Source organism: Micromonospora purpureochromogenes (assembly GCF_900091515.1).
Taxonomy (GTDB): domain Bacteria; phylum Actinomycetota; class Actinomycetes; order Mycobacteriales; family Micromonosporaceae; genus Micromonospora; species Micromonospora purpureochromogenes.
On sequence record NZ_LT607410.1, the window covers coordinates 4989591 to 5005585 of the forward strand.

1 protein-coding gene is annotated in these 15995 nt (G+C 76.2%); it reads right to left on the reverse strand.

All coding sequences use genetic code 11. The annotated features are described in order from the left end of the window. Positions 1 to 22 precede the first annotated feature (22 nt). Positions 23 to 15976, reverse strand: a complete 15954-nt coding sequence (locus tag GA0074696_RS32010; RefSeq protein ID WP_088963014.1) for a type I polyketide synthase — start codon at positions 15974 to 15976, stop codon at positions 23 to 25. Positions 15977 to 15995: the final 19 nt, after the last annotated feature.

Consider the following 15995-nt stretch of genomic DNA (forward strand, 5'->3'; position numbering starts at 1 on the left):
GCGGCGACGAGCTTGTCGTCGGTCATCGAGGGTCTCCCGTCATGAGGTCGTCGAGGTCCTGGTCGCCCAGCGCCATGCTGATCAGGTCGTCGGCGTCCATCTCGTCGATCGAGCGGCCGGTCCCGTCGTCCTCCGTGGCCGGGTCCGGCGTGGGGGCGAGCCCACCGAGTTCGAGCAGCCGGTCCAGCAGCCCGGCCTCCCGCAGCCGGCTCAGCGGGATGCCCTGGAGGACCTCCCGCACCCGGTCCTCGGGCAGCCCGTCGGCCGGCGCCGGGGCGAGCGCGGTGCCCAGTTCCGCGGCGAGGACCCGCGCGTTGGGGTGGTCGAAGATCAGCGTCGCGGGCAGCCGCAGGCCGGTGGCGGTGTTGAGCTGGTTACGGAACTCCACCGCGCTCAGCGAGTCGAAGCCGAGTTCCTGGAACGCCCGGTCCGGGTCGACGTCCTGCGGGCCGGCGTGCCCGAGGATCGCCGCCGCCTGGGTGAGCACGACGTCGAGCAGCGCGGCCTCGCGCTCGTCGGCCGGCAGCGCGGCGAGCCGCCGGGTCAGCGCCGCGGCGTCCGGTCCGGCCCCGCCACCGGCGCGCGCCGGTCGCCGCACCAGGCCGCGGAAGAGCAGCGGCAGGTCGGGTACGCCGGCCAGCGCCGCCAGGTCCAGCGCCACCGGTACGACCACCGCCGCGTCGGTGGCGGCGGCCGTGTCCAGCAGCGCGAGCCCCTCGGCGGGCGTGAGCGGGCGGACGCCGGTCCGCTCGACGCGGGCCCGGTCGCCGGCGGTGAGGTCGGCGGCCATCCCCGCGTCGCCGGCCCAGGCTCCCCAGGCGAGCGACTGGGCGGGCAGGCCGGCGGCCCGGCGGTGCGCGGCGAGCGCGTCGAGGCAGGCGTTGGCGGCGGCGTAGCTGCCCTGGCCCGGGTTGCCGACCACACCGGCGGCGGAGGAGAAGAGCACGAACGCGGTGAGCGGCAGGTCGGCGGTCAGCTCGTGCAGGTGCAGCGCCGCGTCCACCTTGGGGCGGAACACGACGTCGACGCGGTCCGGGGTGAGCGACCCGATCACCCCGTCGTCGAGCACCCCGGCGGAGTGCACGACCCCGGTGAGCGGGTGCGCCGGGTCGAGCCCGGCCAGCAGGGCCGCCACGGCGTCCCGGTCGCCCATGTCGCAGGCGGCGAGCCGGACGTCCGCGCCGAGCGCGGTCAGCTCGGCGACGAGGTCGTCCGCCCCGGCCGCCGCGGCGCCCCGCCGGCTGGTGAGCAGCAGCCGGCGTACGCCGTGCGTGGTGACCAGGTGCCGGGCGACGAGCCGGCCGAGCAGGCCGGTCGCGCCGGTGACCAGCACCGTCCCCTGCCCGGCGAACACGCTGGCCGCCGGGGCGTCCGGGGTGGCCGCGAGCCGGGCGAGCCGGGCGACGTGGACGACGCCGGCGCGGACGGCGACCTGCGGTTCCCCCGTGGCGACGGCCAGGGCGAGCGCTGCCGGGTCGTCCGGGGCGTCGAGGTCGGCCAGGACGATCCGGTCGGGCTGCTCCGACTGCGCGGAGCGGACCAGCCCCCAGACGGCGGCGCCGGCCAGGTCGCCGGCCTCCTCGTCGGCCACCGCGACCGCCCCCCGGGTGACCACCACCAGGCTGGACCGGGCGTTCCGGTCGTCGGCGAGCCAGGTCTGGACCCGTTCCAGGGCCCGGTGGGTCGCCCGGTGCACGGCGGCGGCGTCCCGGCCGGGCTCCGACCGCAGCACCACCACCTCGGGTACGTCCTCGCGGACGTCCTCCCACGCCGCCCAGCGCACCGGGGGCACGGCCACCGGTGCGGCGGGCTGCCAGGCCAGCCGGTACAGCGGTTCCGGCCGGCCGGCGGCGAGCTGGGCGGCGGAGAGTTCCCGCAGGGTGAGCGACTCCACCGAGGCGACCGGCAGACCGGCGGCGTCGGCGATGTCGAGGCGCACCCCGTCGCCGGCCGGGGTGACCCGGACCCGGACGGTGGTGGCGTCGGGCACCGCGACGGTGACGCCGGCGAAGGCGAACGGCAGCCGGACCGGCCCGACCTGGCCGGCGTCGAGGCCGACCGCCTGGAGGCAGGCGTCGAGGAGGGCCGGATGCATCCGGTACCCGTCGTCGGCACCGTTCCCGGTCGGCAGGGCCACCTCGGCGTACACCTGCTCGCCGGCGGTCCACGCGGCGCGCAGCCCCTGGAACGCCGGCCCGTACGCCAGTCCGGCGGCGGCCTGGGCGGCGTACCGTCCGGTGAGGTCGACCGGGACGGCGCCCGGCGGCGGCCACGCGGCCAGGTCGACCGACGGCGGCCGGGTGGCCGGGGCGACGGCGCCGGTGGCGTGCCGGGTCCACGGCTGGTCCGGTCCGCCGTCCCGGGAGTGGACGGTGACCGCCCGGCCGCCCGCCTCGTCGGCCGCGCCGAGCAGCACCTGGACGATGACCCCGCCGCGGTCCGGTACGACCAGCGGCGCCTCGAGGACCAGTTCGGTGAGCCTGTCGCAGCCGAGCTGTCCGCCCGCGCTGAGCGCCAGTTCCACGAAACCGGTGCCCGGCAGAAGGATCGCGTCGCCCACCACGTGGTCGGCGAGCCAGGGCTGAGTGTGCACGGAGAGCCGTCCGGTGAGGACGATGCTGTCCGAGCCGGCGAGGGTGACGGCAGCGCCGAGCAGCGGGTGCCGGGCGACGTCGACCCCGACCGCGCCGAGGTCCCCGTCGGCGGTGCTGGTCCGCTGCCAGTACCGCTGCCGCTGGAACGGGTAGGTGGGTAGGTCGACGGCGCGGGTGGTCTGCGGGAGCAGCGCGGTCCAGTCGACGGTGGTGCCGGTGACGTGCAGCCTGGCCAGGGCGGTCAGGAATTGCCGCTGCTCGTCGTGTCCCCGTCGCAGGCTGGGCACCACGACCGCGTCGGTCACGATTCCCTCGACGAGCGGGGTGAGCGCGGCGTCCGGACCCAGTTCCAGGAACGTCGTCGCTCCCGCCTCATGCAGGGAGGCGATGCCGTCGGCGAAGCGGACCGCCTCACGGACGTGCCGGACCCAGTAGTCGGGGTCGGTCAGCTCGCTGCTCGCCAGGGCACCGGTCAGGTTCGACACGACCGGAAGCTGCGGCTCGGCGTAGGTCAGCTCCGCGGCGACGGCCCGGAACTCGTCGAGCATCGGGTCCATCAACCCGCTGTGGAACGCGTGACTGACCCGCAGTCGGGTCGTCTTCCGCCCCAGCTTGGTGAAGTGCTCGGCCACGTGCAGCACGGCCGCTTCGGGGCCGGAGATGACCACCGACCGGGGACCGTTGACGGCCGCGATGTCCACACCAGCGCCTGCCGCCCCGCCGACGCCGTTGCCGTTGCCGTTGCCGTTGGAGGCCGATTCGTTTACGACATCAGCTCCAAGGGACCCGACCACCACACCCGAACCCGCCAGCGCCGCCTGCACCTCCTCCTCCGACGCCTGAATGGCCACCATCGCCCCACCGGCCGGCAACGCCTCCATCAACCGACCCCGCGCCGCCACCAGACGCGCCGCGTCCGCCAGCGACAACACCCCAGCCACATGCACGGCAGCCAACTCACCGATCGAGTGCCCGGCGACGAAGTCCGACCGCACACCCCACGACTCCACCAGCCGGAACAGAGCGACCTCAACCGCGAACAGCCCCGCCTGCGCGTAACCCGTCCGGCGGATCAGCTCCTCGTCATCACCCCAGATCACCTCACGCAACGGCCGAGCCAGGTGCACGTCCAGCTCCGCCACCACCGCGTCGAAGGCCGAGGCGAACACCGGGAACACCGCGTGCAGCGAGCGACCCATCCCCAGGCGCTGCGCACCCTGACCGGTGAACAGCACCGCCAGCCGACCACCCGGCCGGGCCACGCCGGTGACCACACCGGGAGCGCCGGCGGCCAGGGCGGTCAGGCCGGCGGACAGTTCCGCCGCGTCCGCGCCGAGCACCACGGCCCGGTGGGCGAAGAGCGCCCGTCCGGTGGCGAGCGTCCGGCCCGCCGCCGGCACGTCGGCCGGGTCGATCCGGGCGGCGAGATCGGCCAGCCGTCCGGCGAGGTCGCGTACGGCGGTGTCGGACCGCGCCGACAGCAGCCAGGGCACCGGGCCGTCGACCGGTCGGGGCGTGGACGCGTCAGCGTCGGCGGGCACCTCCTCGATGATCACGTGGGCGTTGGTGCCGGAGAGTCCGAAGGAGGAGATGCCGGCCCGGCGCGGACGCCCGTTCGCCGGCCACTCGCGTGCCTCGGTCAGCAGCTCGACCGCGCCGGCGGACCAGTCGACCTGCGGCGAGCGCTCCTCGGCGTGCAGGGTGCGGGGCATCAGCCCGTGCCGCATCGCCAGGATCATCTTCATCACTCCGGCCACCCCGGCGGCGGCCTGGGTGTGGCCGACGTTCGACTTGACCGAACCCAGCCAGAGCGGCCGGTCCGCCGGACGGTCCTGCCCGTAGGTGGCGAGCAGCGCCTGCGCCTCGATCGGATCACCGAGGGTGGTGCCGGTGCCGTGCGCCTCGACCACGTCCACCTCGGCGGCCGGCACCCGGGCCGCGGTGAGCGCCGCGCGGATGACCCGTTGCTGGGCGGGGCCGTTCGGCGCGGTCAGGCCGTTCGACGCGCCGTCGGAGTTGACCGCCGAGCCACGTACCACGGCGAGGACGGGGTGGCCGTGGCGGCGGGCGTCGGAGAGGCGTTCCACCAGCAGCAGGCCGGCGCCCTCGGAGAAGCCGGTGCCGTCGGCGCCCGCCCCGAAGGATTTGCACCGGCCGTCCGGGGCGAGCCCGCGCTGCCGGCTGAACTCGACGAAGGTGTCGGGGGTGGCCATCACGGTCACCCCGCCGGCGAGCGCGAGCGTGCACTCCCCGGACCGCAGCGCCTGGGCGGCCAGGTGCAGCGCGACCAGCGAGGACGAGCAGGCGGTGTCGACGGTGACCGCCGGCCCCTCCAACCCGAAGGCGTACGCGACGCGGCCGGAGGCGATCGATCCGGTGTTCGTGTTGTCCTGGTAGTCGTGGTACATCACGCCGGCGAAGACGCCGGTGGAGCTGCCCTTGAGGCTGCCCGGGTCGATGCCGGCCCGCTCGAAGGTCTCCCAGGCGCACTCCAGCAGCAACCGCTGCTGCGGGTCCATCGCCACCGCCTCGTTCGGGCTGATGCCGAAGAAGCCGGCGTCGAACTCGGCGGCGTCGGCGAGGAAGCCGCCGGAACGGGAGTAGGTCCGCCCCTCGGCGCCCCGCTCCGGGTGGAAGATGCCGTCGACGTCCCAGCCCCGGTCGGCGGGGAAGTCGCTGATCGCGTCCACCCCGTCGGCGACCAGCCGCCACAGCTGCTCGGGTGAGCCGACGCCGCCGGGGAAGCGGCAGCTCATCGCGACGACGGCGATCGGTTCGTCGGCCGGCCGCGCCGCCGGGGCGTCGGTGGTCGGGGCCGCCTCGCCGGGGGTGAGCACCTCGTCGAGGTGCGCGGCCACGGCGAGAGCCGTGGGGTGGTCGAAGACCAGGGTGGCGGGCAGCCGCAGCCCGGTCACCGCGGTCAGCCGGTTGCGCAGTTCCACCGCCGACAGGGAGTCGAAGCCGAGGTCCTTGAACGCCTGGTCGGGCTGGACGGCGTCCACCGTGGCGTGGCCGAGCACGGCGGCGATCTCGACGCGTACCAGATCGAGGAGGGCCTCGCGGCGCTCGGACCCGGACCGGCCGGCGAGCCGGCGGCGCAGGTCGTGACCGCCGGCCGGCGCGGTCGCGCCGGCTCGCGCGACCGGCCGGGCCGGCGGGACGAGGCCGCGCAGGGCGGCCGGGAGGGGTTGACTGGCGGCTACCGCGCGCAGGGCCGGCAGGTCGAGCTTGACCGGCACCCGCAGCGGATCGGCGGCGTCGAGCGCCGCGGTGAACAGGGCCAGCCCTTCGGTGCGGGTGAGCGGGGGGAAGCCGTTGCGGCCCAGCCGGCGCAGCTCGGCCGCGGTGAGCCGGTCGCCCATCCCGTCGGCCGCCCACAGTCCCCAGGCCAGCGAGACGGCGGGCAGCCCGGCGGCGCGGCGGTGCGCGGCCAGGGCGTCGAGGAAGACGTTCGCGGCGGCGTAGCCGCTCTGGCCGGGCGCGCCGAGCACCCCGGCCGCCGACGAGAAGAGCACGAACATCCGCAGGTCACGGGCGAGTTCGTGCAGGTGCCAGGCGGCGGTCGCCTTGGGGGCGAGAACGGCGTCGACCCGCTCGGGGGTGAGCGCGGCGAGAACGCCGTCGTCGAGCACTCCGGCAGCGTGCACCACCCCGGTCAGCGGACGGGCGGCGGGCACGCTGGCCAGCAGCCGGGTCAGCGCGTCCCGATCGGCGACGTCGCAGGCGGCGACGGTGACGTCGCCACCCAGGTCGGCCAGCTCCGCGACCAGGTCGCGGGCGCCGGGCACGTCGATGCCGCGCCGGCTGGTCAGCAGCAGGTGCCGGACGCCCAGCTCGGTGACGAGGTGCCGGGCGACCAGCGCGCCGAGGCCGCCGGTGCCGCCGGTGACCAGGACGGTGCCGTGCTCGTGCGGCGCGGCCGGGGTCACGGCCTCCGCCGCGCGGACCAGCCGCGGCACGCGGATCTCGCCGCCGCGCAGCGCCGCCTCCGGCTCGCCGCAGGCCAGCGCCGCGGGCAGGCAGCGACCCGATTCGACGGTACGGTCGACGTCCAGCAGCGCGAACCGGCCCGGATGCTCGGCCTCCGCCGCCCGGACCAGGCCCCACAGGGGCGCGGTGGCGAGGTCCACCTCGCCGGCGGCCACCGGTACGGCCGCCGTGGTGACCAGCACCAGTCGGGCCGCGCCGAAGCGGGCGTCGGCGATCCAGTCCTGGGTCAGCCGCAACGTCCACGCCACCGCCGCGCGCAGTCGCGCCGGCACGTCGTCTCCGGTGAACGACGGCACGGTGACCAGCACCCGGTCGGGCAGCGGGGCACCCGCGTCGACGGCATCGGCGAGCGCGGCGAGGTCGAGGTGGGCCGGCAGCTCCGCCGCGCCCGCCGGTGGCGTACCGACCAGCACGACCGACCCGGTCCCGGCCGGCGGGGCGGGCGTGGTCAGCGGCGCCCAGTCGAGCCGGTACATCGCCTCGGGCCGGGCGCCGGGGTCGAGCTGGTCGACGCTGACCGCGCGGTAGTCCAGCGAGTCGACGGTGAGCACCGGCTGCCCCGCCGCGTCGGCCACCGTGACGGTGGCGCTGCGGGGGCCGCGGCGGGTGATGCGTACCCGCAGCGCGGTCGCGCCGGCGGCGTGCAGGGACACCCCGCTCCAGGAGAAGGGCAGCAACGCGTCCCCGGTCGACGGGTCGGCGGCGTCGCGGTCGGCGGCGTCGAGCAGGGCGGCGTGCAGGCCGGCGTCGAGCAGCGCGGGGTGCAGGCTGAAGCGGGCGGCGTCCGGCTGGGCCGGCTCGGGGAGCACGACCTCGGCGTACACCTCGTCGCCGTGCCGCCAGGCCGCCCGCAGGCCCTGGAACGTCGGCCCGTACGCGTAGCCGTCGGCGAGCAGCCGCCGGTAGCCGTCGTCCACCGGAAGCGGGCTCGCGCCGGCCGGCGGCCAGGCGTCCAGCGGCGCGCCCGGTGCGGGTACGGACGCCGAGAGCAGCCCGGTGGCGTGTGCCGTCCAGGCGTTGTCCTCGGCGTCGTCCCCGGAGTAGACGGCGACGGTACGGTTGCCGGCCTCGTCGGCCCCGCCGACGACCACCCGCAGCACGACCGCCGCGCGGTCGGGCAGCGGCAGCGGCGCCTGGAGGGTCAGCTCGACCAGGTGCGGGCAGCCGACCCGGTCACCGGCGTGCACGGCCAGGTCGACCAGGGCGGCGCCGGGCAGCAGCACCGTCCCGGCGACGGCGTGGTCGGCGAGCCACGGGTGGGTGGCGAGCGAGACCCGTCCGGTCAGCACCACCTCGCCGGAGTCCGGTACGACCACCTCGGCGCCGAGCAGCGGGTGGCGCAGCGCGGCCAGGCCGGCGGCGACCACCTCGCCGTCGCCCGCCCCGGCCCACGCGTCGGCCCAGTACTCCCGCGCGTCGGCCCAGTAGCGCTGCCGCTGGAACGGGTAGGTGGGCAGCTCGACGCGGGTGCCGGTGAGCAGTGCGGTCCAGTCGACGGTGGTGCCGGTGACGTGCAGCCTGGCCAGGGCGGTCAGGGCTTGCCGGTGCTCGTCGTGTCCCCGGCGCAGGGTGGGGATCGTCGTGGCGTCGTCGGGAAGGATGCCCTGGATCATCGGGGTGAGCGCGGCGTCCGGACCGAGTTCCAGGAACGTGGTCGCTCCCACCTGGTGCAGGGCGGTGATGCCGTCGGCGAAGCGGACCGCCTCCCGGACGTGACGCACCCAGTAGTCCGGGTCGGTCAGCTCACTGCTCGCCAGGGCGCCGGTCAGGTTCGACACGACCGGGAACAGCGGCTCGGCGTAGGTCAGCTCCGCGGCGACGGCCCGGAACTCGTCGAGCATCGGGTCCATCAGTTGGCTGTGGAACGCGTGGCTGACCCGGAGGCGGGTCGTTTTTCGTCCCAGCTTGGCGAAGTGCTCGGCCATGTGCAGCACGGCCGCTTCGGGGCCGGAGATGACCACCGACCGGGGGCCGTTGACGGCGGCGATGTCCACACTGGCGGCACCTGCGGTCCGACTGATGCCGTCACCAATGCCGAAGCCGTTGGCCGCGCCCCGACCAGCGCCAGTGCCGTCGCCGTTGTCGGTGGCGGTGTCGGTGGCGGTTGAGTCGTTTACGACATCAGCTCCAAAGGACCCGACCACCACACCCGGACCCGCCAGCGCCGCCCGCACCTCCTCCTCCGACGCCTGAATGGCCACCATCGCCCCACCCGCCGGCAACGCCTGCATCAACCGACCCCGCGCCGCCACCAACCTTGCGGCGTCCGCCAGCGACAGCACTCCGGCCACGTGCACGGCAGCAAGCTCACCGATCGAATGCCCCGCCACGAAGTCCGGCCGCACACCCCACGACTCCACCAGCCGGAACAGGGCCACCTCAACCGCGAACAACCCCGCCTGCGCGTAACCCGTCCGGCCGATCAGCTCCTCATCGTCACCCCAGACCACGTCACGCAGCGGCCGGTCCAGGTGCGCGTCCAACTCCGCCACCACCGCGTCGAACGCGGCGGCGAACACCGGGAACACCGCGTGCAGCGAGCGACCCATACCCAGGCGCTGCGCACCCTGACCGGTGAACAGCACCGCCAACCGATCACCCGATCGGGCCACGCCGGACACCAGCGTCGGGTCGGGCGTGCCGGCCGCGAGGGCGTCGAGGCCGCGCCGCAGCTCGGTCCGGTCGGCGCCGAGGACGACGGCCCGCCGTTCCCACCGGGCCCGTCCGGTGGCGAGGGACCACCCGATGTCGCCGTCGCGCAGGTCGGGGTGCTCCCCCGCGTACGCGGAGAGCCGCCCGGCCTGGGCCCGCAGCGCCGCCTCCGACCGGGCGGACACCAGCCAGGGCATGAGCGGACCGGCGGCGTCCCGGGCAGGGCTGGCCGGCGCCGGGGTGTCGGCCGGGGCCTGCTCGATGATGACATGCGCGTTGGTGCCGCTGATGCCGAACGACGACACGCCGGCCCGGCGCGGATGCCCGTTCACCGGCCACTGCCGCGCCTCGGTCAACAGCTCCACCGCACCGGCGGACCAGTCCACCTGCGGCGACGGCGCGTCCACGTGCAGCGTCCGGGGCATCGCCCCGTGCCGCATGGCGAGGACGACCTTCATCACCCCGGCCACCCCGGCCGCCGCCTGCGTGTGGCCCAGGTTCGACTTGACGGAGCCCAGCCAGAGGGGCCGGTCGACGGGGCGCTCCCGGCCGTACGTGGCGAGCAGCGCCTGCGCCTCGATCGGGTCGCCGAGGATGGTGCCCGTGCCGTGCGCCTCGACCAGGTCGACCTCGGCGGCCGGGACGCCGGCCGAGGCGAGCGCGGCCCTGATCACCCGCTGCTGTGACGGGCCGTTCGGCGCGGTCAGGCCGTTGGACGCGCCGTCCTGATTGACGGCCGAACCGCGCACCACGGCGAGGACCGGGTGACCGTTGCGGCGGGCGTCGGAGAGCCGCTCGACCAGCAGGAACCCGGCGCCTTCGGCGATGCCGGTGCCGGCCGCGGCGGCGGCGAAGGCGCGGCAGCGGCCGTCCGGCGACAGTGCCCGCTGCCGGCTGAACTCGACGAAGATCTCCGGGGTGGCCATCACGCTGACCCCGCCGGCCAGCGCCAGGTCGCACTCCCCCGACCGCAGCGCCTGCGCGGCCAGGTGCAGCGCCACCAGCGACGACGAGCAGGCGGTGTCGATGGTCACCGCCGGCCCCTCCAGACCCAGCACGTACGCCACCCGGCCGGAGGCCACCGCGCCGGTGCCGCTGTTGGCCGGGTAGTCGTGGTACATCAGGCCGGCGAAGACGCCGGTGGGGCTGCCCTTGAGCGTCGCCGGCTCGATGCCGGCCCGCTCGAAGGTCTCCCAGGCGCACTCCAGCAGCAGCCGCTGCTGCGGGTCCATGCCCAGCGCCTCGTTCGGGCTGATCCCGAAGAACGCGGGGTCGAAGTCGGCGGCGTCGTGGAGGAAGCCGCCGGAGCGGGTGTAGCTGCTGTTCGGCGTGGTGAAGTCGCGGTCGTGGAGCTGGTCGACGTTCCAGCCCCGGTCGGCCGGGAAGTCGCCGATCGCGTCCACCCCGTCGGCGACCAGCCGCCACAGCTCCTCCGGCGAGCTGACCCCGCCCGGGAAACGGCAGCTCATCGCGACGATGGCGATCGGCTCGTCGACCGGCTTCGCCGCCGCCACGGCGGACGCCACGGCGGCGGTGCCGGAGAGCTCGTCGAGCAGGAAGCGGGCCAGCCCGGCCGGTGAGGGGTAGTCGAAGACCGCGGTGACCGGCAGCCGCAGCCCGAGGGTCTGGTTGAGCCGGTTGCGGAACTCGACCGCGGTGAGCGAGTCGAAGCCCAGCTCGCGGAACGCCCGCTCCGGGGCGACGGCGGCGGCGGAGGTGAAGCCGAGCACCAGCGCCACCCGGTCCAGCACCAGGTCGAGCAGCGCCTGCTCGCGGTCCGCCTCGGGCAGCCGGAGCAGCCGGTCCACCAGGGAGCCGGCGTCGGCGCGTACCCCGGCGGCGCTGCGCCGGGCGACCGGCAGCAGGGTACGGAACAGCGCCGGCACGTCGCCCTGGGCGCGTACGGCGGCGAGGTCGAAGCGGACCGGCAGCAGCAGGGCGTCGGGGCGGTCCAGGGCGACGTCGAGCAGGGTCAGCCCCTCGTCGACGGTGAGGCCGATCATGCCGCTGCGGGAGATGCGCGCCCGGTCGACGCCGCCGAGCCGCCCGGTCATGCCGGTGGCCTGCGCCCAGAACCCCCACGCCAGGCACTGGCCGGCGAGCCCGTGGGCCCGGCGGTGCGCGGCGAGGCCGGCGAGGAACGCGTTCGCCGCCGCGTAGTTGCCCTGCCCGGGCGCGCCGATCACGCCGGCCGCGGAGCCGAACAGGACGAACGCGCCGAGGTCCGCGTCGCGGGTCAGCTCGTGCAGGTGCAGCGCCGCGTCCACCTTCGGGGCGAGCACGGCGTCGAGCTGTTCGGGGGTGAGCGAGGCGATGGTGCCGTCGTCGAGCACGCCGGCGGTGTGCACCACCGCGGTCAGCGGCCGTCCGGCCGGGACGTCGGCCAGCACTGCGGCGAGGGCGGCCCGGTCGGTGACGTCGCAGGCGACCTGGTCGATCGAGGCGCCGAGGCCGGTCAGTTCGGCGGCCAGGTCGGCCGCGTCGGGGGCGGCCGGTCCACGCCGGCTGAGCAGCAGCAGGTGGCGTACCCCGTGGGCGAGGACCATGTGGCGGGCGACGATGGCGGCGAGGGTGCCGCTGGCGCCGGTGACCAGCACGGTGCCCGCCGGGTCGATCCGGCCGGCCCGCGGCTCCTCGTCGGTGGCCGGCGCGCGGACCAGCCGGGTCGCGAGCAGGTCACCGTCGCGTCGCAGCAGTTGCGGCTCACCGGCGGCGACGAGGGTCGGCGCCAGGGCCACCGCGTCGGCGACCTCGATGTCCAGGTCGGCGAGGACGATCCGGTCCGGGTGCTCCGACTGGGCGGAGCGGACCAGCCCCCAGACGGCGGCGCCGGCCAGGTCGGTGACGTCCTCGCCGTCGCGGCCGACCGCGCCGCGGGTGAGCACCAGCAGGGTGCTGGCGGCGTACCGGTCGTCGGCCAGCCACTCCTGGAGGTCGGCGAGCACGCGGCGGGTGGTGTCGTGCACCGACGCCGCGTCGGCGCCACCGGTGACCGGCAGCACCACCACGTCGGCGACCTCGCGGGCGTCCCACCGTCCGACCTGGACGGGCGCCGGCGGCGGGGTGGGCACGGGCGTCCAGGCGGTGCGGTGGAGCGCCTCGGCGACGGGCCCGACCGCCGCCGGGGCGAGGTCGGCCGGAAGCGGCCGCAGGACGAGGGAGTCCAGTGAGAGCACCGGCGCGCCGGTGGCGTCGGCGGCGGAGACGGCGACCTCGCCGGCCCGCAGCGGGGTGATCCGCACCCGCAGGCTGGACGCCCCGACCGCGTGCAGGGTGACGCCGGTGAAGGCGAACGGCAGCAGCGCCCGGTCGTCGACGGCGTCGGTGAGGGCGACCGCGTGCAGCGCGGCGTCGAGCAGGGCGGGGTGCAGGTCGGCGCGCTCGGCGTCGGCGCTGGCCTCCTCGGGCAGTTCCACCTCGGCGTACACCTCGGCGCCGGCGCGCCAGGCGGCCCGCAGCCCCTGGAACACCGGCCCGTACGCCAGCCCGGCGTCGGCCAGCTCCGAATAGAGGCCGGCGACGTCCACGGCGGTGGCGCCGGCCGGCGGCCACTGCCGCAGGTCGTCGGCGGGACGGGCGGTGGCCGGCGCGAGCTGGCCGGTGGCGTGCCGCTGCCAGGGCGCGTCGGGGGTGGCGTCCTCGGCCCGGGACCAGACGCTGACCGGGCGGGTCCCGCGCTCCCCCGCCGCGCCGACGGCGACCCGCAGTTGCACGCCGGCACCGTCGGCGAGCACCAGCGGCGCACCGATGGTCAGCTCGCTGACGGCCGGGCAGCCGACCTCGTCGCCGGCGCGCAGCGCCAGCTCGACCAGGCCGGTGCCGGGGACCAGCACGGCGCCGGCGACGGCGTGGTCGGCCAGCCACGGGTGGCTGCCGGTGGAGATGCGTCCGGTGAGCACCACCCCGTCGTCGGCGGGGGTGGCGACGACCGCGCTGAGCAGCAGGTGGTCGGCGGGGCGCTGGCCGGCGCCGGTGACGTCGCCGGCGCCGGTGGCGGCCGCGTCCAGCCAGTGCCGGCGACGCTGGAACGGGTACGTCGGCAGCTGTACCCGCCGCCCCGGCCGCCGGAGGAACAGCGGCAGCCAGTCCACCGCGACGCCGTGCACGTACGCCTCGGCGAGCGAGGCGGCGAAGCGGTCCGGTCCGCCGTCGTCGCGGCGCAGCGTACCGACCACGACGGCCGGGACACCGGCGTCGGTGACGGTCTCCTCGATACCGACCTTGAGCGTCGGGTGGGCGCTGGGCTCGACGAAGACGGTCAGCCCGTCGGCGAGCATCGCCCGGGTGGCGTCGGCGAAGAGCACGGTCTGCCGCAGGTTGGTGTACCAGTAGCCGCCGTCGAGGGCGGTGGTGTCCAGCAGGGCACCGGTGACCGCCGAGTAGAACGGCACCTCCGCGGTGCGGGGTCGGACCGGGGCGAGCAGTTCGGCGAGCCGGTCCCGGATGCCCTCGACGAAGACCGAGTGCGAGGCGTAGTCCACCGGGATCATCCGGGTGCGGATCTCCTCGGCGGCCAGTTCGGCCTGGAACGCGGTGAGGGCGTCCACCTCGCCGCAGACCACCACCGAGCCGGGGCCGTTGACGGCGGCGAGGGAGAGCCGCCCCGCCCAGCCGGCGAGCCGCTCGCGGGCGGCGTCGGCGGGCAGCGAGACCGACATCATCCCGCCCAGGCCGGCCAGCTCGGCGGCGATGACCTGGCTGCGCAGGGCGACCACCCGGGCGCCGTCGTCGAGGGTGAGCGCACCGGCGACGCAGGCCGCCGCGATCTCGCCCTGCGAGTGGCCGACCACGGCGGCCGGCTCGACGCCGTGGCTGCGCCACAGCTGGGCCAGCGAGACCATCACCGCCCAGAGCACCGGCTGCACCACGTCGACCGGGTCGAGGGTGGGCGCGCCGGGCACGCCGCGCAGCACGTCGACCAGGTCCCAGTCGACGAAGGGTGCCAGCGCGTGGGCACACTCGGCGATCTTCGCGGCGAAGACCGGCGACGAGTCGAGCAGTTCGACCGCCATCCCGGCCCACTGCGAGCCCTGACCGGGGAAGACGAAGGCCACCCGGGCGTCGGTGCGGGCGGTGCCGCGTACCAGGTTGGCGGCGTCGCGGTCGTCGGCGAGGGCGGCCAGTCCGGCCAGCAGGGCGGCGGCGTCCGTACCGGTGACGACCGCGCGGTGGTCCAGCGCCGAGCGGCCGGTGACCAGGGCGTGCCCGACGTCGGCCGGGTCGGGCCCGGCCGCGACGGCGGCGAGCCGCGCGGCCTGCGCGCGCAGCGCCTGCGGGTCGCGGGCCGACAGGACCCAGGCGAGGGTACGCCCCGACGGCGCCGGCTCCGGCGTCGTGACCTCGGCCGGCTCCTCCTCGGGAGCCTGCTCGATGATGGCGTGCGCGTTGGTGCCGCTGACGCCGAAGGAGGAGACCCCGGCCCGGCGGGGGCGGCCCAGCTCGGGCCAGGGCAGCGCCTCGGCGAGCGGGCGGACGGTCCCCGGCGTCCAGTCCACGTGCGACGACGGGGTGCCGACGTGCAGGCTCTTCGGCAGCAGGCCGTGCCGGATGGCCTGCACCATCTTGATCACACCGCCGACCCCGGCGGCGGCCTGCGCGTGCCCGAAGTTGGACTTCAGCGAGCCGAGCCAGAGCGGCCGGTCCGCCGGCCGGTCCTGCCCGTACGTGGCGAGCAGCGCCTGCGCCTCGATCGGGTCGCCGAGGGTGGTGCCGGTGCCGTGCCCCTCGACCACGTCGACCTCGCCGGGCGGGAGCTGCGCGTTGGCCAGGGCGGCGCGGATGACCCGCTGCTGGGCCGGCCCGCTGGGTGCGGTGAGGCCGTTGGACGCGCCGTCCTGGTTGACCGCGCTGCCGCGCACGACGGCGAGCACCGGGTGGCCGTTGCGGCGGGCGTCGGAGAGCCGTTCGAGCAGCAGCACGCCGGCGCCCTCGGCCCAACCGGTGCCGTCGGCGTCGTCGGAGTACGCCTTGCAGCGGCCGTCGGGGGCGAGCCCGCGCTGACGACTGAACGCCACGAACGGCGCCGGGGTGGACATCACCATCACCCCGCCGGCCAGCGCGAGGGTGCACTCGCGCCGGCGCAGCGCCTGCCCGGCCAGGTGCAGCGCGACCAGCGACGACGAGCAGGCGGTGTCCACGGTCAGCGTGGGCCCCTCCAACCCCAGCGTGTACGCGACCCGCCCGGCGATCACCGAGGCCGCCGCCGCGGTCCCCAGGTACGCCTCGGCCGCCTCCGGTGCGGCGTTGAGCAGGTCGCCGTAGTCCTGGTAGCCGGAGCCGGTGAAGACGCCCACCGGCTTGCCCCGGACGGCGTCGGGGGCGATGCCGGCGCGTTCCAGCACCTCCCAGGAGACCTCCAGCATCAGCCGCTGCTGCGGGTCCATCGCCGCCGCCTCGCGCGGGGAGATGCCGAAGAAGGCGGCGTCGAACTCGGCGGCCTCGGCGAGGAAGCCGCCCTCGGCGACGTAGCTGGTGCCGATCCGGTCGGGGTCGTCGGCGAGCAGCCGGGCGAGGTCCCAGCCCCGATCGGTGGGGAGCGGGCCGACCGCGTCCACGCTGCCGGCCACCAGGTCCCAGAGCTGCTCCGGGGTCCGCACGTCCCCGGGGTAGCGGCACGCCATCGCGACGATCGCGATCGGGTCCCGCTCGACGCCCTCGACCTCCTGGAGCCGCTGGCGGGTCTGCGTGAGATCCGCCGTCACCCGCTTCAGGTAGTCGAGAAGCTTGCCGTCCTCCGCCATGCCCGTCCTCACCCCTGCG